This is a genomic window from Arthrobacter sp. FX8, assembly GCF_026723805.1.
Classification (GTDB): domain Bacteria; phylum Actinomycetota; class Actinomycetes; order Actinomycetales; family Micrococcaceae; genus Arthrobacter.
This window is the reverse complement of sequence record NZ_CP113505.1, coordinates 3,911,227-3,932,819: the sequence shown is the minus strand read 5'-3', so window position 1 is coordinate 3,932,819 and position 21,593 is coordinate 3,911,227. Positions and strand designations below refer to the sequence as shown.

The following is a 21,593-nucleotide window of genomic DNA, read 5'->3' as shown; positions in this document are numbered from 1 at the left end:
CGCCCCCGCAGCCACCGCGCACAACTGCCATATTGTCCCAATGACTTTTTGTCGTACAATAATGCAGCGCATTTTCCGAGTATAGGAGGCGCTGGGTGTCTGCGCAATAGATTTTGTGAAATAAGCCACGCCGGGAGTGCCGGGTACAGGTACCAGGCCTGCCAGCTCAAGAGGGTGCACCAAAGTATGATTGTCGGACATTATGGCGTGTGCCCGCGATCCGTAGTAAATTGGAGCGGACATCATTGCACTGGAGGTACACGATGGAGACGCCGGACGGGTTACTACTGGGGCGCGAGGACATGTCGCTGCGCAAGCGGGCTGAGAACGTCCTGCGCGATGCCATCATTTACGGTTCCTTCGAGCCCGGCCAGAAACTCGTGGAACGCGATCTCTGCGCGAAGCTCGGCGTAAGCCGGACCCTTTTGAGGGAGGCGCTCCAGCAACTGCAGGCCGAAGGACTGATTACCAACGTCGTCCATAAAGGGATTTCCGTGGCAGTCATCACCGAGGAAGATGCCCGGGAGATCTATGAGGCCCGGCAACTTATTGAAGGGCACGTAGCGCATGGCTTCACCATGCGGGCAACGGAAGACGAAATAACAGCCCTCAGCGCAGCCGTCCAAGCACTTCGCGCAGCAGGCGCCGACAGTAGCCCGGCGGAGGTTTTGCAGGCCAAGAATGTCTTCTACGAGGTGCTTCTGGCCAATTGCGGCAACAAAGTGCTCGCCCAAATGCACCATCAGCTCAACAATAGGGTGACGATTCTCCGCCGACGGACTCTCAGCACACCTGGCCGCTTTGAGCAGACCGTGAACGAGCTGGAGGAAATCGTCGATGCCATCCGGCGACGGGATGCAGATGAAGCATGCCGGCTTTGCCGCGCGCATGTAGAACGCGCAGGAAAAATCGCCTTGGACAGCTTTGCTTCCGGCCCGGCATCCACGGCAGGGACGGACGTCCTGGCTAACCAGACGGCCTGACCAGCCACAGCGCAGTACCGACAAACCAGCGAAACCGCCCGATTCCGTCCCCGCTCGCGCCTTTTTCCTACAGTGATTGGTTTACCGAAATGACGACATTTAGCGTGACTGCGCGGTACGAAGTAGCACCCGAAAACTTTCCCAAAGTCGTGGAACTGCTTGAATCGGTGAGGTCCCGATCCCTGCAGGAACCGGGTTGCAGGATGTACGAATTCCACCTTTCGGCCGATGACCCTTCCGTGATCTTTATCCTTGAGCAATATGAGGCAGCAGAGGACTTCGACCGCCACTGCTCTACTCCGCATTTCATCGAAATCGTGAAGGCGCAGATTGTTCCGCTGCTCCGCAGCCGAACAGTGACCAAAGGCTCCCCACTTTTCTAGGGTTTTACACCGGGTGCACTGACACCTCTCCCGAAGACGGTGTCCATTTGTGGCCCGAGAGGTTAATGTCAAAGGCCCTGGTGTTTGCGGTTCTCCGCTACACCAGGGCCTTTGAACTGCCGGCATGCACTAGGGCTCACGAGGCCGGCGCCACGGTCACCACCATCACATGGAGCGCAGTGCAGGTGTCATCGGGTTTTTTGGCGCAACCATTTGACGATTTCGGTGTGGTCCGCCCCCTCGGGAAGTTCATTTTGGGCCTGTCGCCAAAGCGCTGTGGCGCACTCGCCAAGCTGGTTTGATACGCCCAGGGATTCGGCCAAGGACACCGCGATCCCCATGTCCTTGACCATGAGTGAGAGGTTGAAACCGGAGTTGAAGGTGCCGGGCAGGATAAAATTGGGCCATTTGTTCTCTGTTGAACCGCTGCGGCCACTGGAGCCGTTGACGGCATCAAGCATGACGGCGGGTTCAATCCCAAACTTCTCCCCAGCGAGAATCGCTTCACTGGAGATGAGAAGGTGCGTGGCTGACATCAGGTTATTGAGGGCTTTGAGTGCGTGCCCTGCCCCAACAGGCCCGATCCGGGTGGTGTAGCCGAGTTTTTCCAGCACCGGGAGCACCTCTTGGAGGTGCGCCTGGTCACCGCCGGCCATGATGGTGAGATTTCCGCTTTCGGCTCCTCGGACACCGCCCGACACGGGCGCGTCCAGAAGGATGTGTCCTCTATCGTGCAGGGTGGCGGCAAGTTTGACCGTCCGGCCAGGCTCGGACGAGCTCATGTCGATGATTACTGCCCCTGGTTGCAGCGCCGCCAGCACTTCATCGTCGAGGATAACTTTCTCCACAACTGCTGAGGACGGGAGCATCAGGATAACTGCGTCCGCGGACGCCACTGCCGCTGACGGTGTCTCGTGCGCCTCCCCGCCGGCGTCCGAGAGGCGTTGCCGGGCTTCAGGGGAAAGATCAAAGCCGTGTACCTTGAAACCTCGTCCTGCGAGCCGTGAAGCCATGGGTCCGCCCATGTTTCCCAGCCCGATGAAGGCAACACTCGTGATGTATCGCTTTTCAGACATTGGTTCGCACCTCATTTAGTGTATTTTCAGCGACTCTGAACGATTCGAGTGCCGCGGGCACTCCCACGTATATTGCTGCCTGCATCAGGACCTCCTGGATCTCCTCGTCGGTACAGCCGTTATTGACCGCGCCGCGAACATGCACCGCCAGTTCGTGTGACCGGTTAAGCGCGGTCAGCATGGCCAGGTTGATCAGGCTCCTGGTCTTACGTTCCAGACCTGGCCGGCTCCAGACGGTTCCCCAGCAGTATTCAGTGACGAGTTCCTGGATGGGGCGGGCGAATTCCGTGGCGCTGTTCAATGATCGCTCCACATGCGCGTCCCCAAGGACCTCCTTCCGGATGGCCAGGCCCTGCTCGTAAACTTCGTTGTACATTGTGTCCTCCGTAGATTGCTTTGCTTAGTGGCTGGGGGTAGGTCGGCGTGAGCCGTAAAGGGTAGCGTCCGCGGCGCTGGTGTCCCATGCGCCTGCCCCGCCCGATGGGCGGACGGTGTTGACGATGGTGGCACCCCCGTCAGCTGAGATGACCTGACCTGTGATGTAGGCGGAGTCGGTAGAGAGCAGGAACGCAACGGCACCGGCGATCTCGTCCGCAGTCCCGGCCCTGCGCAGCGGCGTGGTTGACGCCCGCTGCTCCATATCGTTGGCACCACCGACCTGGGTCCCGGCGGCGGCAAACAAATCGGTGGGCACAATTCCCGGCGCAACAGCATTTACCCTGACGCCCAGTGGTCCGCCGTAAACCGCGGCGCCGTGCACGAGGCCCACGACAGCGTGCTTGGAGGTCTGGTAAGGAAGCAGGTCAGCGCTTCCAGTCAGGCTGGCTATTGATGCGGTAACAGCGATTGCCCCACCTGTCTGCTGCTGCTGGAACTGCCGGAATGCTCCCCTGATACCCAGGAAAGTGCCAGCGACGTTGACGTCCATGACCTTCTGAAAGTCCTGGATGGAAATCTCGGGCAGGGTATCGAAGGAACCGAAAATGCCGGCATTCAGGTGGTGCAGATCGATCCGGCCGAAAGCGGTATGGGCCTCCCGGATGTACCGCTCCACGTCGTTTTCCTTGCTGATGTCAGCCTGGACAGCAATCGATTCGACGGGCAAGGACCCCGCCACCTCAGCAGCCGCAACGACGTCGATGTCAACGACGACAACTCGGCATCCCTCACGGGCAAGCCGCTCAGCCGAAGCGCGGCCGAGCCCATGTCCGGCACCGGTAACGACCGCGACTTTTCCGTGCAGATCGTCGTGATTCATATTCAATCTCTTTCTCTATCAATCCGGCCGACGCGGGACGCCAGCCCGGCCAGCGGACCCTCGGCATCAGGCGCGAAGCGCTTCTGTACTTGGGGGTCATGGCCGGCAACGATGAGGGAAGGATGGTTTGTTGCCAGTTCCATGACCCTGTCGAAGGCCCGGTAGGTTCCCGGCACGTCCGCGACCAAGGTGAAGGGCATGTCCGCCTCGAGTTCCTCGTAGTAGTGCACTGCGTCGGAGGCTAGGGTCACCTCGCCTTCGCTCGTGCGGACGGTTACGACTGTTTGGCCGGGGGTGTGTCCTCCGACCTGGTGCAGCGTTAGGCCGGGGGCCAGCTGCAACGTGTCGGAGAACAGTCGCAGCCGGCCCTGGTCTGCCAACGCCTTGAGGTCCGCCACGTTTTCCGCGTCGGTGGAGAAGCGGAACTGGGGGCGCCTAATCATCCCGCTGGTGACAAAGTCGTATTCGGCTTGGGCCATCACGATTTCGGCGTTCGGAAAGTCCTTCACGTTCCCGGCATGGTCGTAGTGACCGTGGGTGATGACCACTGTTTCTACCTCTGTTGGGCTGATGCCGAGGTGGGACAATGCCTGGGCGGGTTCGATCAGCATGGTTCTACCCCGCTTTGCGCCCGCCTCTGTCGAAAAGCCCGTGTCAACGACAGTGACGTTGTCCGCACTGCGGACGACCCAGAAGTAGTAATCCATCCCAACCGGCCCATCGGGTCGGTTGTAGTAGGGAAAGTTCAGGTAAACCTCGCTCTTGAGGCATTCCCGCATACCGAACTTGACGATGATGACTTCGGCTTCGCCGTTCTGTGCTGCGTCGCGTCCCCCGGCCATGGCTGGGCTACTGACCGCTCAGGGGCAGGGACAGATCCACCATCTGCCGGACGGCGCTGCCGTCCGCGAGCCTGTCCATGCCGGTGTTGATGGCATCCAGCCCGAGCGTGCCGGTGAGGAGCTTGTCAACCGGGAGCTGTCCTGCCTGGTACATGGCGATGTACTTTGGGACGTCGCGTTTAGGTACTGCCGATCCCATGTATGAGCCGCGGACTGTCCTCTCGTCGGCCACGAGGCTGATCGCGGGGACGGTGAACTGGCGGTCGGGGTGGGGCAGGCCAACGGCAACGGTTGTCCCGCCCCGCCCTGTGGCGGCGTAGGCCTGGGCCAGCACCTTTTCATTGCCGACGCTTTCGACGACGGTGTCGGCTCCGCCGCCAGTAATGTCGCGGATGGCTTCGACGGCATCGGTTTCGGTCGGGTTCACGATGTGCGTCGCGCCGAGGGTCTTGGCGAGCTGGAGTTTGCTCTCCACGATGTCCACGGCGATGACAGGGTTCGCTCCGGCTGCCCGTGCGCCCATGATCGCGCTGAGGCCGACGCCGCCAAGGCCGAACACGGCAAGGGAGGAACCGGGACGGGCCTGGGCTGAGTTGAACACGGCGCCCACGCCGGTGATGACGGCACAGCCAAAGAGCGCAGCTTCCTGGAGTGGAAGCCCGGCATCAACAACGATCAGGGATTCCTCGGCCGCCACGACATACTGCGAGAAGGCGGACACGCCGCTGTGGTGGTTCAGTGCCTGCCCTCCGGCGTCGGTGAACCTGCGGCTCCCGGACAGGAGGGTTCCTGCACCGTTGGCCTCGTTACCCGGCCGGCACAGTGCCGGCCGGCCGGCGATGCAAGGCGGGCAGGAGCCGCACGGCGGGACAAAGGAGAACACGACGTGGTCACCTTCGTTCAGGCGCCGTACGTTGCTGCCTGTTTCCACGATGACGCCGCTTGCTTCGTGGCCCATCACCAGCGGAAGGCCCCTGAGCCGGGTCCCGTTGATGACCGAGAGGTCGGAATGGCAGATTCCGGCGTGGGAGATCTTCACGAGCACTTCACCCGGGCCTACCGGCCCGACTTCCAGCTCCTCGATTTCCAGAGGCTGGCTCGTTGCATAGGGGGTGGGTCGTCCGGCTTCCCGGAGTACTGCCGCTAGTGTTTTCACAACTCAATCACTTTCTGGTTTCTGCATAACGTTGCACGCGTGGCCGCGGCCTCAGACGTGGCTGGTTGCCTTTTTTACGGTCTCATTCATGGTGGACTTGTAGGTCTCCTTGGTGGTGAGCAGTGCGATCACGGTAATGACGGCCAGGCCGACCATGTACCAGGCCACTGCCGGCCAGCCGAAGGCGGCGAGCAGCGCGGTGGCGATCAACGGGGAGAGGCCTCCGGCGAGCACCGAGGAAAGCTGGGTTCCCAGGGACGCTCCGGTGTAGCGGACCTCGGTGCCGAAAAGTTCTGCGAAGTACGCTGCCTGCGGCCCGTACATGGCGCTGTGGCCCAGGACCATGGCCAGGACCACGGCCACACCCACGAGGATAGGCGATCCGGTGTTCAGGAGGAGGAAGAAGGGGAAGGTGAAGACCAGGACGAAAAGCGCGCCGAACATGTACACCTTGCGCCGGCCGACGCGGTCCGAGAGCGTTGCCCAGATCAGCAGGGCAGGGATGGACAGGGCTGAACCGATCAGGACACCGATTTGTGCGTTGCTGCTGGGCATCTTCAGCTGGGAGGCGACATAGGTGAGCACGAATGTGCTGATGATATAGAAGGCACCGTTCTCAGCCATGCGCATGCCAACGGCCTGGAAGATTTCCTTCGGGTACTGCTTGAACACCTGAACGATGGGAAGCTTCGCCTCGACTCCGGCTTCCTTCATCTCGACGAACTTCGGGGACTCGTGGATCCGCAACCGGATCCACAGGCCAAGGGCGACCAGGACGATGCTGAAGAGGAACGGCAGGCGCCATCCCCAGGCCAGGAGGTCTTCGCTGGACAAGCTTAGGCTCACGGCCAGGAACACGCCGTTGGCGATCAGGGTGCCTGCCGGGACTCCGACCTGGGCCCAGCTGCCGTAGAACCCGCGCTTTCCCTCCGGGGCGTTCTCGGTGGCCATCAGGACGGCCCCGCCCCACTCACCGCCGTTGGAGAAGCCCTGGATCAGGCGCATCGCCAGCAACAGCAAGGGTGCCGCCGCGCCAACCTGATCGTAGGTCGGCAGCAACCCGACGCCGAAGGTGGAGGCACCCATCAGCAGCAGGGTCAGGACCAGCATCTTCTTGCGGCCGACTTTATCGCCGAAGTGACCGGCGACGATCCCGCCCAGAGGCCGGGCGATGAAGCCAACGGCATAGGTGCCGAAGGCAAGGAGGGTGCCGGTCAGCGGGTCAGCCTGAGGGAAGAACAGCTTGCCGAAAACCAGAGCAGCGGCAGTTCCGTAAATGAAGAAATCGTAAAGCTCAATGGTGTTGCCGATCAGGCTGGCGAACGCCACCTTGCGGCTGTAACGCCGGGCAGCCCGTGCGTCGGTTTCCGTCAGAGTCATCATCGTCTCCCGCTAATCGTGAGATGCGCTCTTCTACGCATCGTACGCGTGTCGTACAATCATACTGTACTGCAATCCAGAAAGCACGGGTCTTTGCTTTCATACGAGGATCGACAGCTTCACCGCAGCGGCCGCTGCAGCAAAGTCAAAGGAGACGCTTCATGACCGTGACATTGAATGCCGAGCAAGAGTTGTTGCCCTCGGTTCCTACCGGCCTGCTGATCAATGGTGCGTGGCGGGATGCCGCTTCGGGTAAGACGTTCGACGTCGAGGACCCGGCCACGGGCAAGGTGCTGTTGAGCATTGCCGACGCCGGAGCCGAGGATGGTGCCGCGGCCTTGGACGCGGCCGCCGCTGCGCAGGAATCCTGGGCAAAGGTCCCGCCCCGCGAACGCGGCGAAATCCTGCGCCGCGCCTTTGAGCTCGTGACCGAGCGAGCCGAGGACTTCGCGCTCCTGATGACCATGGAGATGGGCAAGCCGCTGGCGGAAGCCCGCGGCGAAGTTACCTATGGCGCGGAGTTCCTGCGCTGGTTCTCGGAGGAAGCCGTCCGCGCCTTTGGCCGTTACTCGGTCTCTCCGGACGGCAAATCCCGGCTGCTGGTGACCAAGAAGCCGGTGGGACCCTGCCTGCTGATCACCCCGTGGAACTTCCCGCTGGCGATGGCCACCAGGAAGATCGCCCCGGCCGTCGCCGCCGGCTGCACGATGGTGCTCAAGCCCGCAAAACTTACCCCGCTGACCTCCCAGCTGTTCGCAGCGGTCATGATGGAGGCCGGCTTACCCGCCGGGGTCCTGAATGTCATTGCCTCCTCGAGTGCCGGCGCGACTACGGGTCCGCTGATCAAGGACCCCCGGCTCCGTAAGCTCTCCTTCACAGGCTCCACCGAAGTCGGGCGCCGCCTGCTCGCCGATGCCTCCGAGACCGTTCTGCGGACCTCCATGGAGCTCGGCGGCAACGCCCCGTTCCTGGTCTTCGAGGACGCAGACCTGGACGCCGCCGTCGCCGGAGCTATGCTCGCGAAGCTGCGGAACATGGGCGAAGCCTGCACAGCAGCCAACCGCTTCATCGTCCACGAATCCGTCGCCGCTGAGTTCGCGGAGAAGTTCGCCGCGAAGATGAAGGAGATGACCACCGCCCGCGGCACCGAGCCCGAGTCCAAGGTGGGCCCGCTGATCGACGCCAAGAGCCGGGACAAAGTCCACGAACTGGTCTCCGACGCCGTCGCCTCCGGCGCCAAGGCCGTCCTGGGCGGCGCCCCCGTGGAAGGACCGGGCTACTTCTACCAGCCCACCATCCTCTCCGGCGTCACCGAAGGCACCCGCATCCTGTCCGAGGAAATCTTTGGCCCCGTCGCACCCATCATCACCTTCACCAACGAAGACGACGCCGTCCGCCTGGCCAACAACACCGAATACGGCCTCGTGGCATACGTCTTCACCAAGGACCTCAACCGCGGCATCCGGATGGGCGAAAAACTCGAAACCGGCATGCTCGGCCTGAACGCCGGCGTCATCTCCAACGCCGCCGCACCCTTCGGCGGCATCAAGCAGTCCGGCCTCGGGCGCGAAGGCGGCCTCGAAGGCATCGAGGAATACCTCTACACCCAGTACATCGGCATCGCCGACCCCCACGCCAGCTAATCCACACGGCTAAGGACCAACCAAGGGATAGGCCTCATCCGCAAATAACTGGCTCTTTCAAGGACGAAAGGCAGATCAATGCACGACTTCGCACAGGTGCTGCACACCGCGACTAAGGACTTCGAGTTCAACCGCGAGATGCGCCATTACACCGGTAAACTCCACGTCACCATCGGCAAGAAGGCCTGGCTCGCCACCTACGACGACGGAAAGCTCCTTTCGGTCGAACCATCGGATACCGACCCGCAGGATGCCGCCATCTGGATCAAAGGCACCGACGAGCAGTGGAAGGACATGACAGCCCAATGCCCGCGCCCGTTCTTCCAGTCTCTGCAAAGCTCCTCCGCTAAGCACGGCGTCCAGCTCAGCAACACCCACCAGCTCTACGCCTACCTGCCGGCCCTGAACCGGCTCATGCAAATTTTCAGCCAGATCAACCGCGAAGGAGCCTAAGTCATGGCAAAGTTCGAACCGATCAAGGGCGGTTACGTCTACCTCACCGTTGAAGACGTCGAATACCGGGTCTACTACGAGGAAGCCGGTCAGGGCATCCCGCTGATCGTCGGACACACCGCAGGCTCCGACGGACGCCAGTACCGCCACCTTCTCAACGACGCCGAGGTCACCTCCCGCTACCGGGTCATCGCCTTCGACCTGCCCTTCCACGGCAAGTCCCTGCCCCCGCACGGGGAAAAATGGTGGACCACGGAATACAACATGACCAAATCCCGGATGATGGCCTTCCCCAACGCCCTCTCCGAAGCACTGGAACTGGTCCGTCCCGTCTACCTGGGCAGCTCCATGGGCGGACACCTTGCCATTGACCTGGCTTCAAACTTCAACGACCGCTACCGCGCCACGATCTCCGTAGAAGGTGCCCTGCGCTCGGCAGCAGAGTACTTGGAAGTCGGCATGGACGGCATCCGCCGCGAATTCGACAACCCCAACGTCTCACGCACCTCCACCGGAGCAGCGATGCTCCTGAACATCTCCCCGTACTCCCCCGAGGAGAACGTCCGGGAGATCCAGTGGGAGTACCAGTCCGGCGGACCCGGCGTCTTCGCCGGCGACCTGTACTACTACTACTACGACCACAACGTCACTCCGGAAGAGGCAGCCGCCATCGACACAAGCAAGTGCATGCTCTACTTCCTGACCGGTGAGTACGATCCCAACACTTCACCGGCGGACACGAAGGAAGCGGCGAACCTGGTCAAGGGCTCGAAGTTCTGGGAAATGCCCAAGCTAGGCCATTTCCCCGTTACCGAGAACTACACCGAATTCCGCAAGTTCCTCTTGCCGATCCTCACGGAAATTGAAGCCAAGTCCAGGTAAAGCCGACTATCGACGGGTCGAACGAGGCCACAAATACTTTGTCGGCGCCCCTCGTGACGCCCAATCCCGACACTCCATGAATCCGGCGTGAAAGATAGCCCGTGCATCCCAGGCAAATTCCTACCATCTCCCACCGGTCCTGCGCCCCACACCTGAAACCGACTTGCCATGGATTGCGGGGGCAGATGAAGGACCAAAAGGGCCCGTTGCGTCTCGGCCACAGAGCCCGAGGCGCGTCGAAAGGACAGTTCGTGTCAGAGCAGCAACAGTGTGACCCAGCAGCAGGAGAGCATCACAAGGAAGTGAAGAAACACCCTCTGTCGATTTGGACCAGCCTCGTTCCCGGCGATGTCGTGGCAATTCTTGCTCTTGAAGGTGCCGAATGTGTTGGAACCGTCGAATCCAAGACGAACGATGGCCTTATTATCTGGATTCGGGATGCCCTCAATGAGAGAAAACTCTTCCATTCTCGGGAATGCGACTCTGTGCGCGTCATCCAAGGTACCGGCAATACGACCAGGTGAATAGGATCCGTCACCAGCGTGGCTCAAGGCGCCCCCCGTTGCATTTCGCCGTGGCGGATGGTCCCGCTCTTGGTCCGCTCCTACCACCGCTGCCCCTGCTCAGCTCTTTACGGTCTGGTCGAGGTCGGACCGTTGATGCCGCCCTTGCTGATCAGGAACAAGCGTTCCTTCCCAGCCGCGCCGGCGGCTTCCACAGCTTGGTGGTCTGCGCCGATGCCGAACGATTGCCTTCAGGTAAACAGCTTGCCTTAGTCGGCCTTAGCGGCATTGCGGATTCACCGGTTCAACAAAAGCTATCTGTGGGCATTCTGTCCCGTTATCGGCAGCTAACGGAAGTTCTTTAAACCGATTCGTTAAGGGGTCAACCTTGCCATTTCCACATCGTCTTCGACGTGGATTAGCCGCCGATGGCCGTTAAACGGAATGATCCAAACAATCGTCCCGTCCTCCGTCTTGTCATCAACCCTTCCCTCGAAGAGCGTCTGGCCACCGCTGCTGACCCTGACCAATTCATCATGGTCGTACTGCCGCCAAGAACGTGCGGATGAATGCTTCTTCTTAGCCATTTCCCTGTCTTTCTGCAGAGGTAACGGAGGATGATTCAGAGGGGCGTGTCGCGAGGTTGAGCGCGAGAAGGGCAACAGCGCCAACGACCGACGTAGCGCAGCTGAGCGCCTGAACCGCGTCGTCCACCTCAAGCTGCAGCACCAGTCCTGGCACGAGGCCTCCGAGGACCGCGCCGGTGATTGCCGTGCTTAGAACCTCAGGCGCACTGGTATGGCGACGCAAGGCATCAAAGCATAAAAGCAACGCCGACACGGCAACCCCAATACCGCTAAAGACAGCCACCGAGCTCATACCCCGGGCCCTACATGCTGACTTGTGTTTGAGGGATCAGGGCGAAATTCTCGGCCTCATGCAAGGTCCAGTCCGAAGGCCCGTTGTTGGTCGCCGGGAAGATTGCACCTTTGGCGATGAACCGCGTACCACCGGACTGGTCCCGCCAGACGCCGCTTGACGGGCAGTGAGCTCCGGTACGGTGCTGTCTGGTGGCCGTCGCTGAGTGGGAAGCTTTCCGGGCAAGTAGGTTCTTGTTTTTCAAGAGAGGTCCTAAGGCGAGTCAGACTACAATTTGTAGGAATGTTAACATTGTGGGTAAATGGCGAACTCGTGTCAAGGAGTACTTACGCCATCTTGGGCCCGTTCTGCCTTTGAGCACCTCATGCACGGCACCGGTGGCAGGTCGGTTGCCGGCCAGACCGTCGATTTTAGGGAACCCGTCCCAAACGGCCGATGTCCCGCTCGCCGTGGGTGCAGTGCATTCCTGGCGGGCGGCAGCCGGGCACGGGCCCATCCATGAAAGCGCTGCATCTGCGCTTGCTCAGATGCCTTAGTCGGCAGTAGCGGCCAGCTGTTCAGCCTTCATGTCTGCCTTAATTCTCTCGAAGGCGGATTGTATGTGGTCCTGCACCAGCTGTTCAGCCTTTGCCGTGTCACGGTCCTTGATCACCCGGTACATCTCCCAGTGCTCCGCACTGATTAGATTGCGGTATTCGTCGTTGCCGCGCTGCCTGTTCAATAAGAGCAAGGCAATTTGGGAGCGCAGCCCGAGCCACACCTGTTCCAGCCTTTCGTGCCGGGCACATGCGTAGATGGCGTCGTGGAAGGCAATGTCCGCTTGAAGCATCTGTTGCGGGTCGCCGATTTCAACGGCGCGATCGATCGCCTCAGTCCGGGTTTTGATGATCTCCAGATCCCGCTCAGAACGACTGGCAGTCAGGCGCTTCACGGCAAGGACCTCGATCGCGTACCGCAGGGAGTAAATCTCCTCGAGGTCTGCGTTCGTGAACACTGTGACCCGTGAACCTCTGTGCCAGTCACCCTGGAGCAGCCCCTCCTGCCTCAGCAGCACGATGGCGTCGCGCACGGGACCCCTGCTGACCGACAATGAGGCCGCCATTTCCACTTCATTGATCCGCATCCCTGGCGCGATCTCTCCGGACAGGATTGCTTCCCGGATCCTGGCTGCAACATCTTGCGCCATACCCCGTCGTTTAAGGGGTGCACGAAGTGATTCGCTCTTGACAATTTCATCCATGTCAGATTTCATAATGTTAACATTCTTACATTGAGTGGCAGTGGTTCAAATTACTAATCACCCTATCCCAGCTCGGAAGACACGGGACGGCAGCCGGCGGCCGGGATGAGGTCTGCTGTGGAGTTGGAAACGCTGTCCACCACTGCTCAGGAGAACCACGCCTGCAGGTGCAGGCCCATCCGGCGTCCCGCCTCCCGATTAATGGAGATCAGCCTTATGAGTACCCAAACAGTTACCCGTTTTTCACGTCCTGCTGGGCGGTTAGAGCACATTAAGCCCTCACCGATTCGGGCGATTTTTGATAAGGCCGCTGCAATGGAGTCGGCAGGTGAGAAGATCTATCACTTTGAGATCGGCCGGCCTGATTTTGATACTCCGCAGGTGGCCAAGGATGCTGCGGCTGCGTCTCTGGGGCGCGGGGAGGTCCATTACGGCCCGAACGCGGGGACCATGGATCTGCGCACCGCTATTGCTGAGTATCTTCAGGACCGGCGCGGGACTTCTTATGACCCGCTGTCCGAAGTCATCGTCACGATCGGGGCGAATGAGGCTGTTTTCCTTGCGCTGATGGCGTTTTGCGGGCCCGGTGATGAGGTGATCGTACCGGTCCCGGCGTGGGCGCATTACCAGTCCTGTATCCGGCTTGCCGGTGCGACGCCAGTACCGGTGATGCTGGATGCTGCCGATAATTTCCGCCTGGACCTCGAGGCTATCGGGGCGGCGATCACTGAGCGGACGAAGATGGTGATCATCTGCACTCCGAACAACCCCACCGGCGGTGTAGCCACGGCTGAAGAGATCAACCAGCTTGCTGCGGTGCTGGAACCGACTGACGCGTTGCTGATGTCCGATGAGATCTACGCCGACCTGGTCTACGAAGATGCCCGGCACCAGTCTCCGGCGGCGGTTTCTTCGCTGCGCGAGCGGACCTTGGTGATTGGGGGCTTCGCCAAGGCTTTCGCGATGGACGGGTGGCGTCTGGGGTGGCTGGCGGGGCCGCGGGAACTAATCACTCCAGCCCTGCGGGTGCGCCAGTACACCACCGTCTGCGCTCCGACGTTCCTGCAGCCCGGAGCTGCGGCCGCGCTCCGTGAAGCCCGCGGGGACGCCGAAGCGATGCGCCGTGAGTTCGAAGTCCGGCGGCAGGCCGGCCTTCAAATCCTCCACGGCATCCCGGGCGTGACCGTCAGCCAGCCCGACGGCGCGTTCTACTTCTACCTGACCTATAGCCCCGAGATCGCAGAACCCGCCGAGCAGCTGGCACTAAGGCTGCTGGAGGAACAGCACGTCGCCGTCGTCCCAGGCACAGCTTTCGACCCTGACGGTGGAACCCACGCCATCCGGATCTCCTACGCGTGCCACATCGATGACCTGATTGAAGGCCTGAATCGCGTAGTTCACACCTTCACCAAAACAACTACTAAGGAAGCCTGATCCCTATGTCAACGACCATTACCCAGGACCGTCACGCCGAGGTGGTGAACGCGATCGTCGGGCTTGCCCCGGACGGTGTCGCGTACGTACCGTCAGCGAGTATCGCCCCGATTATCAACGGAGTCCTCGCCGCCCAGACCAATGGGGACCTGCCCCTGGTCTACCCCGTCTCACGCGAGGAAGAAGCCATCGGCGTCGTGGGCGCCTACCCGTTCGCCGGCAAATTCGGCGTGGTCATCATGCAGGACAACGGTTTTGGTAACGCCTTGACTGCCTTGACGACGTTCGCCGTGTCGTATCACCTGCCGCTGCTGATCGTTGCCAACACCCGCGGCGGTTTGGGCGAGTACAACTCGATGATTCATTCAATTTCCGCGCCCGTCCCGGCCCTGCTGGCCTCCACAAACATCCCCGTGTTCCAGGTCGACCGGCGCAACAGCGCCACCGACTGGGGCGCGACCGTCGCCGAGGCCGGCAATCACGCACGGATGACTTTCCGACCTGTCGTTGTACTCATGGAGTTCTTCGACCCTAAAGACGCAAAGGCAAAAGCATGAAACGCATCGAAGCGCTCCGCACCATCGTTGATTCCACCCCGGACGTCCCGGTCGTGGCGACCTGCGCCGCAACCTCCCGGGAGCTGGCGTCCGTCGCGGACCGGCCCAACCACCTCTACCTCCTTGACGCCATGGGCCTGGCGATCTCTGTCGGCACCGGCCTGGCCCAGGCCGTCAAGGACACCAACGTCTCCCGGGCTGTGGTCATCGAAGGCGACGGGTCGCTGCTGATGAACCCCGGATCGGCGATCACCGCGGGCTACCTCGCCCCGGAAAACCTCGTGATCGTGCTGCTGGACAACGGCGTCTACGCCTCCACCGCCTCGATCCCGACCCAGGCCGTGTCCATCGACCTGGGCCGGTTCGCCGAGTCGGTCGACCTGAAGGTCCTCCGCGCCGAAAACACCGAAGAACTCGCCCTGGCCCTGAAACAAACCCTCACCGAAGACGGGCCCTGGTTCATCCATGCCCGCACCGAACCGGGCAACGAACCTGGCACTCCCCTGCTCCTGATCGACCCCGTCGTCCACGGGGCGCGCTTCCAGAACTGGCTCACCCCACAACTGGGATAACGCAGCACATTTGGCAGCGGCGCGTAGATTGTCCCGGCCCAAAGAGCCGGGACAATCTACGCCCGCGCGATAAGGAATGAGACCACCCATGGAAAGCATTTTGACTACTCATCCAACCCCGGTTCCGGGCTTTCCGGAACCACTGATGCCGATCGGCGGGCGCTGGGTCCCGGCCTCGGGCGGCGGGACGATCACGGTGGCCAACCCCGCCACCGAAGCACCCTTGGCCCAGGTCCCCGCGGCCACAATCGAGGATGGCCTGGCCGCCTTGGACGCCGCCTGCAGGGCGCAGGAGGCGTGGGCTGCGACCCCGGCCCGGGAACGCGCGGACATACTAGACCGCACCTATCACTCAATCCGGAACCGTCGCGACGAATTCGCCGCCCTGATCACCGCGGAAATGGGCAAACCACTCACTGAGGCACAAGCCGAAGTCGATTATGGAGCCGGATTCTTCCGCTGGTTCGCCGAATCAGCTAACCGCTCGCACATTGACGGCCAGTACGGCGTCGAACCGGGCGGACAGTACCGTTTCGCGGTCTCTAAACGCCCCGTCGGACCATCCTTGCTCATCACACCCTGGAACTTCCCGCTTGCCATGGGTGCCCGGAAAATCGCCCCCGCGTTGGCAGCCGGGTGCACCACTATCCTTAAACCGGCCGAAGCAACACCCCTGACCAGCCTCCTGCTGGCCAAAGTCATGGAAGAAGCGGGTCTGCCCGCCGGCGTGCTGAACGTCATCACCACCAACAACTCCCGCGGCGTGATTGCCGCGGTCATGGCAGACCCCAGACTCCGGAAAATCTCCTTCACCGGCTCCACCCAGGTAGGCAGCGCCCTGCTCGCCCAGGCAGCGCCGAACGTGCTCAACACTTCCATGGAACTCGGCGGCAACGCACCGCTGATCGTGTTCGACGACGCGGACCTCGACCAAGCTGTTGACGGTGCCATGGTCGCCAAACTCCGCAACGGCGGCCAGTCCTGCGTCGGCGCGAACCGCATCTACGTCCAGGACGGCATCGCAGCCGAATTCACCCGCCGCTTCACCAAACGCATGGCGACTACCCGGGTGGGCGACGGAACCGACCCCGCCACCGAACTCGGCCCCCTTATAGACAGCAAACAAGTCGCTACTGTCTCCGCCCTGGTCCAGGACGCTCTGGCCAAAGGCGCCACCTGCCTCACCGGCGGCACGACCCCCAACAGGCCCGGATCCTTTTACCCCGCGACCGTCCTGACCAACATCCCGGACAACGCCGACATCCGTACCGAAGAGATCTTCGGCCCCGTCGCCGCGATCTACACTTTCACCACCGAAGACGAGGTGATCGCCGAAGCCAACAACACCCCGTACGGCCTCGCCTCTTATGTCTTCACCCAAAACCTCGCCAAAGGCCTGCGCGTCGCAGACGCCATCGACGCCGGCATGACCGGCATCAACCGGGGTGTCGTCTCCAACCCGGCAGCACCCTTCGGCGGAACGAAGCAGTCCGGCCTCAGCCGCGAAGGCGGCACAGAAGGGCTGCACGCCTATCAAGAAACCAAGTACACCGGCATCCAACTCTGAAGCACCCCGAGGGGTCCCGGCGAACAAGGTCAGCGCCGGGACCCCTCTTTGTTTATGAGTGCGACTGGAGCAGCTCACCTCCCACCCAGAGACCCTTCAACTTGTGTAAGAATGTTAACATTAGTATTGTAATTAGCGTCACATAGGAGCGGGAGTACCAGCTTCTGTCGCCTGCTTCCCCGCACATGGTCGTAAACCACACAGGCTGCGGGGAGTGTCCTCCTACCACGAATGGCAAACATGGAACTGCAAGAAGCTACTGACAGCGTCGATAAAGGGGCTGTTAATGACAAGACTCCGATGATTTCGCTGCGCGGCATCAACAAGCACTTCGGTCCGCTGCATGTCCTTCGGGACGTCAATCTTGAGGTCCAGCAAGGGCAAGTCGTTGTCGTCCTAGGCCCTTCGGGTTCCGGCAAGTCAACGTTATGCCGCACCATCAACAGGCTGGAAACCGTCGGCACCGGAACCATCGCCGTCGATGGGCAACCGCTGCCGCAGGAAGGCAAGGCGCTCACCAAGTACCGCGCCGACGTCGGGATGGTTTTCCAATCCTTCAACCTTTTTGCGCACAAAACGATCCTCGAAAACGTCATGCTGGCTCCGCTGAAAGTCCGCAAGATCTCAAAGGCGCAGGCCCGATCCAAGGCAATGTCCCTGCTGGAGCGCGTAGGCATCGCCAATCAGGCGGATAAACTGCCTGCCCAGCTTTCCGGCGGGCAGCAGCAGCGCGTTGCCATCGCCCGGGCCCTGGCCATGGAACCGAAGGTCATGCTCTTCGACGAACCAACGTCGGCTTTGGACCCCGAGATGGTTACCGAGGTGCTCGAAGTCATGACGTCACTGGCCAAGGGTGGCATGACCATGCTCGTGGTGACCCATGAGATGGGCTTTGCGCGCAGGGCAGCTGACCGCGTGGTGTTCATGGCTGACGGCCAAATCCTCGAAGACACCACCCCTGATCAGTTCTTTGCCGCTCCCTCTACCGATCGTGCCCGGGACTTCCTGGGCAAAATCCTCAGCCACTGACAGAAATTAAGAAAGTAGCCACCATGAAGCTGAAATTCCTCGCAGTAACGGCCGCCGCCATCATCGTCGCTGGTTCCGCCGCCGGTTGCTCTGGCGCCGGCGGGAGCGCGGACGCAAAGACCGTGCAGGCGAAGGCCGAAGCCGGCAAACTCACCATCGGCATCTCCTTTGACCGTCCGGGGCTGGGACTGAAGAACCCGGATGGTTCCTACAAGGGGTTTGACGTCGACGTCGCAAAGTACGTCGCCAACAAGCTCGGAGTCCAGGAATCCGCCATTACGTGGAAGGAAGCCACCCCTGCCCAGCGCGAGAACCTGATTCAGAATGGACAGGTTGACTACGTCGTGAACACGTACAGCATCAACGATGCCCGCAAAGAAAAGGTTGCCTTCGCCGGGCCGTACTTCCTTGCTGGCCAGTCGCTTCTCGTGCGTCAGGACAACACTGACATCACCGGTCCGGAATCGCTGAACGGCGGCAAGAAGCTTTGCTCTGTCACAGGATCCACCCCGGCGCAGAACATCAAAAAGAACTACAGCAAAGACGCTCAGCTGCAGGAGTACGACACCCCATCGGCCTGCGTGGAGGCGCTCAAGAGCGGCGCCGTGGACGCCATGACAACCGATGACATCCAGCTGGCCGGCTACGCGGCAGTGAACCAGGGCAAGTTGAAGGTCGTTGGAACGCCGTTTAGCAAGGAAAACTATGGCATTGGGCTGAAGAAGGAAGATACAGCCAGCAGGGCAAAAATCAATGACGCCGTCCAGTCCATGATCGATGACGGTTCGTGGGCCAAGGCCTTTGAGAACAACCTCGGTGCCTCCGGCTACCCGATGCCGGCGCCGCCGACCATAGACCGCTACTAAGATCCGCCACTCCAGGCAGAACTGGACATATCTCAATGAATATCCTCACTGAGTACGGGGATCAGATCTTTACGGCATTCCTAAGGACGATCGAGCTGACAGTTCTCTCGGCTATCGGATCTTTGATCCTGGGCACCGTGCTGACCGCCATGCGGGTATCTCCCGTCTGGGCACTGCGGACGGTCGCCACAGGATACGTGAACGTGGTCAGGAACACGCCGCTTACCCTGGTGGTACTTTTCGCCTCATTCGGCCTGGCTCAGCAACTGGGCATCACCCTCGCAGATCCGAAGTCTCCCACTTCCATCACCGACAGTTCCTTCAGGCTCGCTGTCTTGGCATTCAGTGTCTACACAGCAACCTTCGTCTCCGAAGCCCTCCGGTCAGGGGTCAATACGGTGCCGACTGGACAGTCAGAGGCCGCGCGCTCTCTTGGCCTTGGTTTTATGCAGGGGCTTCGTCACGTGGTTCTCCCCCAAGCATTCCGCGCGGTCATCGCGCCGCTGGGAAGCGTCCTCATAGCGCTGACCAAAAACACCACGGTGGCTTCCGTCATCGGCGTCGCTGAAGCTGCGCTTTTGATGAAGGAGATGATCGAAAATACCTCAGCGCTTATCGTCGTGGGCTTGATCTTCGGTTTGGGATTCATGATTCTGACTATCCCAACGGGTGCTGCTTTCGGCTGGTTGAGCAAGAAATATGAGGTGAAGCGATGAGCAGCTCCGGGTCTCCCGAGAGGAACCTGTACGACGTCCCAGGGCCGCGGGGCAAAATGGCGAACGTGGTCATCAGTGTCCTCTGCCTCGCCGGCCTGCTGGGCGGACTGTGGTGGGTCCTGTCGGCACTGGCAGAAAAGGGGCAGTTGTCTCCTGAGAAGTGGCAGCCATTCCTGACCCGGGAGATGTGGCAGACTTACCTCCTGCCGGGCATCCAAGGGACTCTCCAGGCTGCGGCAATGGCTATTGTCCTCGCCATCATCCTCGGGATCCTGCTGGGAATAGGCAGGCTTTCGGAGAATCGCCTCATCAGGTACGGCAGCGGCGCCGTCGTTGAATTCTTCCGTGCGATTCCGCTCCTTATCCTCATGATCTTCTGCTTCCAGATGTTTGCCGACTACTCGCTGTTCCCGTCAACTGAACTGGCGGTCGCGGCAGTCGTTACTGGCCTAGCTCTCAGTAACGGAGCCGTCATCGCGGAGATTGTCAGGGCGGGTATCCGTTCCCTTCCCCGCGGTCAGAGTGAGGCAGCTGTTGCTCTGGGCCTGGGTAATGGCCAGACCCTGCGGATGGTGCTTTTGCCACAGGCCATCACCGCAATGCTGCCGGCCCTCGTCGCCCAGCTTGTCGTGGCACTGAAAGACACTGCCCTTGGCTACCAAATCACCTATGTTGAGGCCGTCAGGCAGGGTATACAGGCAGGTTCGGCTTACTCGAACTACGTTCCTGCCCTGCTGGTAATAGCCATGGTGATGATCGCCATCAACTTGCTGCTTTCCAAACTTGCCACCGTTTTGGAGAATCGGCTGCGCCGCGGAAAGAAAGCCGTGGCAAAACCGGTCACTCAAAAGGTCCTAGTGGAAAACGCCTAAATTCACCCCGGGGCCAGATCCTCAAGAAAGCCACCACAACTGGCAGCAAAGTTCTTCCGGGAAACAGGTGAAAAGCGGCTGGAACATAATCGTTCCAGCCGCTTTTCTTAAGATTTCAATGACAAAGCGGCCCACGCCGGGCCACCCATGAAGGACATATTGGACGAATCACCCAGTGCCACAGACAACTTAGCCACCCTTGACGTAATCATTACCGGCTACGGAACTATCGGCCGCCACGTGGCAGAAATGCTCCATGCCCGCCGGCCCCGATATGTAGAGCAGTATGGTCGCGATGTGAGGATCACAGGGGTTTGCAACTCCACATCGGGCCTTGTTGGACCCGGAGGGCTGGCGCCGCTACAGCTCGCTGATCGCGCAAGCTTCACTCCGGGACTGAACGGTAGCCGGTTTATGGCAGCTGCGCCCGCCCATGTACTCATTGAAGCCGGACCAAGCAACTACGACACGGGCGGAGAAGCCCTTATGTACCTCCGTAGCGCTCTGGCACGCCGCACACACGCAATAGCCGTTTCCAAAGGCGCCCTTGTCGTTGATATGCGAAACCTTCGGGACCTAGCCACCCGAAATAGAGCCTCGCTTAGATTTAGCGGTGCTGCAGCCTCGGCCCTCCCAACTGTTGATCTCATTGAACACAGCCTCGCAGGGGTAACCATACTTGGGATGGAAGCCGTGTTGACCGGCACAACAAACTTCGTTTTGAACCAGATGTTTCACAATGGGCTGGAGCGCAACGATGCCCTTCGCCTGGCCCAGGAGAAGGGTATTGCCGAACCCGACCCCGCTTTCGACATAGACGGCTGGGACACAGCAAGCAAACTAGTCATACTTGCGAACTCGGTCCTAGGGATGGATCTGCGCCTCGATGCCCTGCCGAGAGAAGGCATTCGAAACCTCCCCGGCAGCGCGCTCAAACAGTGGAAGGCAGCCGGCCTTACGCCCCGTTTGGTCGGTTTCATTGAGAAACACGAAGAAAACGTCAGTGCAGGCGTAGAGCTCCGGGCATATCCCCAATCTCATCCTTTTGGCGGACTGGACGGCAGCATGAAAGCGCTGGCTGTCCACACCGATGAGATGGGGGACTTGACCATCCTTGGCGGGGCCTCCAACCCTACTGCTACCGCCGCAGCAGTCCTGAAGGATCTGGAACACGTCCTTCGAGACGAGACAGGGTGCGCCCAAAGACAGCCGTGATGACCCCCACCAATTTCGCCCTGTACCAAATCGCGGTCACCATCGAAGCAGGCTCGCTGCCGACTCCGCTCACCGCGTCCTGCGTCT

23 protein-coding genes are annotated in these 21,593 nt (G+C 60.9%); 15 read left to right on the top strand and 8 right to left on the bottom strand.

What is annotated here, in order from left to right:
- Positions 1-263: 263 nt before the first annotated feature.
- Positions 264-983, top strand: a complete 720-nt coding sequence (locus tag OUO20_RS18415) for a GntR family transcriptional regulator (protein WP_268002370.1) — start codon at positions 264-266, stop codon at positions 981-983.
- Positions 984-1,072: 89 nt separating this feature from the next.
- Complete coding sequence (locus tag OUO20_RS18410; RefSeq protein ID WP_268002369.1) at positions 1,073-1,366, top strand: putative quinol monooxygenase; 294 nt, start codon at positions 1,073-1,075, stop codon at positions 1,364-1,366.
- Positions 1,367-1,554: 188 nt separating this feature from the next.
- Here OUO20_RS18410 and OUO20_RS18405 read toward each other — a convergent pair whose 3' ends face one another.
- The 6 genes from OUO20_RS18405 to OUO20_RS18380 are packed head-to-tail and all read right to left on the bottom strand — an operon-like array spanning position 1,555 to position 7,081.
- Positions 1,555-2,442, bottom strand: a complete 888-nt coding sequence (locus OUO20_RS18405; protein ID WP_268002368.1) for an NAD(P)-dependent oxidoreductase — start codon at positions 2,440-2,442, stop codon at positions 1,555-1,557.
- Positions 2,435-2,818, bottom strand: a complete 384-nt coding sequence (gene pcaC / locus OUO20_RS18400; RefSeq protein ID WP_268002367.1) for a 4-carboxymuconolactone decarboxylase — start codon at positions 2,816-2,818, stop codon at positions 2,435-2,437. Before pcaC ends, OUO20_RS18405 begins: the two co-directional genes overlap by 8 nt.
- A 24-nt stretch (positions 2,819-2,842) precedes the next feature.
- Positions 2,843-3,700, bottom strand: coding sequence for an SDR family NAD(P)-dependent oxidoreductase (locus tag OUO20_RS18395; RefSeq protein WP_268002366.1), 858 nt, complete (start codon positions 3,698-3,700; stop codon positions 2,843-2,845).
- Between the two features lie 2 nt (positions 3,701-3,702).
- Positions 3,703-4,542 carry an N-acyl homoserine lactonase family protein gene (locus OUO20_RS18390; RefSeq protein WP_268002365.1) on the bottom strand — a complete coding sequence of 280 codons (840 nt, stop codon included), beginning with the start codon at positions 4,540-4,542 and terminating at the stop codon, positions 3,703-3,705.
- A gap of 7 nt (positions 4,543-4,549) precedes the next feature.
- The gene (locus tag OUO20_RS18385; protein WP_268002364.1) at positions 4,550-5,698 is read right to left on the bottom strand and encodes a zinc-dependent alcohol dehydrogenase family protein; all 1,149 of its coding nucleotides are present in this window, start codon (positions 5,696-5,698) and stop codon (positions 4,550-4,552) included.
- A gap of 51 nt (positions 5,699-5,749) precedes the next feature.
- On the bottom strand, positions 5,750-7,081 hold the full coding sequence (locus OUO20_RS18380) for an MFS transporter (RefSeq protein WP_268002363.1): 1,332 nt from the start codon (positions 7,079-7,081) through the stop codon (positions 5,750-5,752).
- 158 nt (positions 7,082-7,239) lie between these two features.
- Here OUO20_RS18380 and OUO20_RS18375 point away from each other — a divergent pair, with 158 nt between their 5' ends.
- The 4 genes from OUO20_RS18375 to OUO20_RS18360 all read left to right on the top strand — a co-directional run bounded on the left by OUO20_RS18375 (position 7,240) and on the right by OUO20_RS18360 (position 10,580).
- Positions 7,240-8,721 (top strand): NAD-dependent succinate-semialdehyde dehydrogenase, encoded by a 1,482-nt coding sequence (locus OUO20_RS18375; RefSeq protein WP_268002362.1) that lies wholly within the window; start codon positions 7,240-7,242, stop codon positions 8,719-8,721.
- Positions 8,722-8,799: 78 nt separating this feature from the next.
- Positions 8,800-9,174 (top strand): hypothetical protein, encoded by a 375-nt coding sequence (locus tag OUO20_RS18370; RefSeq protein ID WP_268002361.1) that lies wholly within the window; start codon positions 8,800-8,802, stop codon positions 9,172-9,174.
- 3 nt (positions 9,175-9,177) lie between these two features.
- Positions 9,178-10,056: an alpha/beta fold hydrolase gene (locus OUO20_RS18365; protein WP_268002360.1), complete on the top strand. Its 879-nt coding sequence runs from the start codon at positions 9,178-9,180 to the stop codon at positions 10,054-10,056.
- 251 nt (positions 10,057-10,307) lie between these two features.
- Positions 10,308-10,580, top strand: coding sequence for a hypothetical protein (locus tag OUO20_RS18360; RefSeq protein ID WP_268002359.1), 273 nt, complete (start codon positions 10,308-10,310; stop codon positions 10,578-10,580).
- Positions 10,581-10,933: 353 nt separating this feature from the next.
- Here the strand turns inward: OUO20_RS18360 and OUO20_RS18355 are convergent, their stop codons facing one another.
- Both OUO20_RS18355 and OUO20_RS18350 read right to left on the bottom strand, forming a co-directional pair.
- Positions 10,934-11,146 carry a hypothetical protein gene (locus OUO20_RS18355; RefSeq protein WP_268002358.1) on the bottom strand — a complete coding sequence of 71 codons (213 nt, stop codon included), beginning with the start codon at positions 11,144-11,146 and terminating at the stop codon, positions 10,934-10,936.
- Between the two features lie 824 nt (positions 11,147-11,970).
- Positions 11,971-12,678: a GntR family transcriptional regulator gene (locus OUO20_RS18350; protein WP_268002357.1), complete on the bottom strand. Its 708-nt coding sequence runs from the start codon at positions 12,676-12,678 to the stop codon at positions 11,971-11,973.
- A gap of 216 nt (positions 12,679-12,894) precedes the next feature.
- Here OUO20_RS18350 and OUO20_RS18345 point away from each other — a divergent pair, with 216 nt between their 5' ends.
- From OUO20_RS18345 to OUO20_RS18305, 9 genes are all read left to right on the top strand, one after another.
- Positions 12,895-14,112 (top strand): pyridoxal phosphate-dependent aminotransferase, encoded by a 1,218-nt coding sequence (locus OUO20_RS18345; protein WP_268002356.1) that lies wholly within the window; start codon positions 12,895-12,897, stop codon positions 14,110-14,112.
- Positions 14,113-14,117: 5 nt separating this feature from the next.
- Entirely contained in the window at positions 14,118-14,669 is a 552-nt protein-coding gene (locus OUO20_RS18340; RefSeq protein ID WP_268002355.1) for a thiamine pyrophosphate-binding protein, read from the top strand.
- The gene (locus OUO20_RS18335) at positions 14,666-15,241 is read left to right on the top strand and encodes a thiamine pyrophosphate-dependent enzyme (protein WP_268002354.1); all 576 of its coding nucleotides are present in this window, start codon (positions 14,666-14,668) and stop codon (positions 15,239-15,241) included. Before OUO20_RS18340 ends, OUO20_RS18335 begins: the two co-directional genes overlap by 4 nt.
- A gap of 145 nt (positions 15,242-15,386) precedes the next feature.
- The gene (locus OUO20_RS18330; protein WP_268003464.1) at positions 15,387-16,808 is read left to right on the top strand and encodes an NAD-dependent succinate-semialdehyde dehydrogenase; all 1,422 of its coding nucleotides are present in this window, start codon (positions 15,387-15,389) and stop codon (positions 16,806-16,808) included.
- 300 nt (positions 16,809-17,108) lie between these two features.
- Positions 17,109-17,837, top strand: coding sequence for an amino acid ABC transporter ATP-binding protein (locus OUO20_RS18325; protein ID WP_268003463.1), 729 nt, complete (start codon positions 17,109-17,111; stop codon positions 17,835-17,837).
- Positions 17,838-17,860: 23 nt separating this feature from the next.
- Positions 17,861-18,703: a glutamate ABC transporter substrate-binding protein gene (locus tag OUO20_RS18320; protein ID WP_268002353.1), complete on the top strand. Its 843-nt coding sequence runs from the start codon at positions 17,861-17,863 to the stop codon at positions 18,701-18,703.
- A gap of 35 nt (positions 18,704-18,738) precedes the next feature.
- Complete coding sequence (locus tag OUO20_RS18315) at positions 18,739-19,419, top strand: amino acid ABC transporter permease (RefSeq protein ID WP_268002352.1); 681 nt, start codon at positions 18,739-18,741, stop codon at positions 19,417-19,419.
- A 65-nt stretch (positions 19,420-19,484) separates the two neighbouring features.
- Complete coding sequence (locus OUO20_RS18310) at positions 19,485-20,291, top strand: amino acid ABC transporter permease (protein ID WP_268002351.1); 807 nt, start codon at positions 19,485-19,487, stop codon at positions 20,289-20,291.
- Between the two features lie 159 nt (positions 20,292-20,450).
- Positions 20,451-21,506 (top strand): homoserine dehydrogenase, encoded by a 1,056-nt coding sequence (locus OUO20_RS18305; protein WP_268002350.1) that lies wholly within the window; start codon positions 20,451-20,453, stop codon positions 21,504-21,506.
- Positions 21,507-21,593: the final 87 nt, after the last annotated feature.

Coding starts and splice junctions, on each gene's coding strand:
- OUO20_RS18415 (WP_268002370.1), top strand. CDS start 264: ATGGAGACGCCGGACGGGTTACTACTGGGGCGCGAGGACATGTCGCTG.
- OUO20_RS18410 (WP_268002369.1), top strand. CDS start 1,073: ATGACGACATTTAGCGTGACTGCGCGGTACGAAGTAGCACCCGAAAAC.
- OUO20_RS18405 (WP_268002368.1), bottom strand. CDS start 2,442: ATGTCTGAAAAGCGATACATCACGAGTGTTGCCTTCATCGGGCTGGGA.
- pcaC (WP_268002367.1), bottom strand. CDS start 2,818: ATGTACAACGAAGTTTACGAGCAGGGCCTGGCCATCCGGAAGGAGGTC.
- OUO20_RS18395 (WP_268002366.1), bottom strand. CDS start 3,700: ATGAATCACGACGATCTGCACGGAAAAGTCGCGGTCGTTACCGGTGCC.
- OUO20_RS18390 (WP_268002365.1), bottom strand. CDS start 4,542: ATGGCCGGGGGACGCGACGCAGCACAGAACGGCGAAGCCGAAGTCATC.
- OUO20_RS18380 (WP_268002363.1), bottom strand. CDS start 7,081: ATGATGACTCTGACGGAAACCGACGCACGGGCTGCCCGGCGTTACAGC.
- OUO20_RS18375 (WP_268002362.1), top strand. CDS start 7,240: ATGACCGTGACATTGAATGCCGAGCAAGAGTTGTTGCCCTCGGTTCCT.
- OUO20_RS18370 (WP_268002361.1), top strand. CDS start 8,800: ATGCACGACTTCGCACAGGTGCTGCACACCGCGACTAAGGACTTCGAG.
- OUO20_RS18365 (WP_268002360.1), top strand. CDS start 9,178: ATGGCAAAGTTCGAACCGATCAAGGGCGGTTACGTCTACCTCACCGTT.
- OUO20_RS18355 (WP_268002358.1), bottom strand. CDS start 11,146: ATGGCTAAGAAGAAGCATTCATCCGCACGTTCTTGGCGGCAGTACGAC.
- OUO20_RS18350 (WP_268002357.1), bottom strand. CDS start 12,678: ATGGATGAAATTGTCAAGAGCGAATCACTTCGTGCACCCCTTAAACGA.
- OUO20_RS18345 (WP_268002356.1), top strand. CDS start 12,895: ATGAGTACCCAAACAGTTACCCGTTTTTCACGTCCTGCTGGGCGGTTA.
- OUO20_RS18340 (WP_268002355.1), top strand. CDS start 14,118: ATGTCAACGACCATTACCCAGGACCGTCACGCCGAGGTGGTGAACGCG.
- OUO20_RS18335 (WP_268002354.1), top strand. CDS start 14,666: ATGAAACGCATCGAAGCGCTCCGCACCATCGTTGATTCCACCCCGGAC.
- OUO20_RS18330 (WP_268003464.1), top strand. CDS start 15,387: ATGCCGATCGGCGGGCGCTGGGTCCCGGCCTCGGGCGGCGGGACGATC.
- OUO20_RS18325 (WP_268003463.1), top strand. CDS start 17,109: ATGATTTCGCTGCGCGGCATCAACAAGCACTTCGGTCCGCTGCATGTC.
- OUO20_RS18320 (WP_268002353.1), top strand. CDS start 17,861: ATGAAGCTGAAATTCCTCGCAGTAACGGCCGCCGCCATCATCGTCGCT.
- OUO20_RS18315 (WP_268002352.1), top strand. CDS start 18,739: ATGAATATCCTCACTGAGTACGGGGATCAGATCTTTACGGCATTCCTA.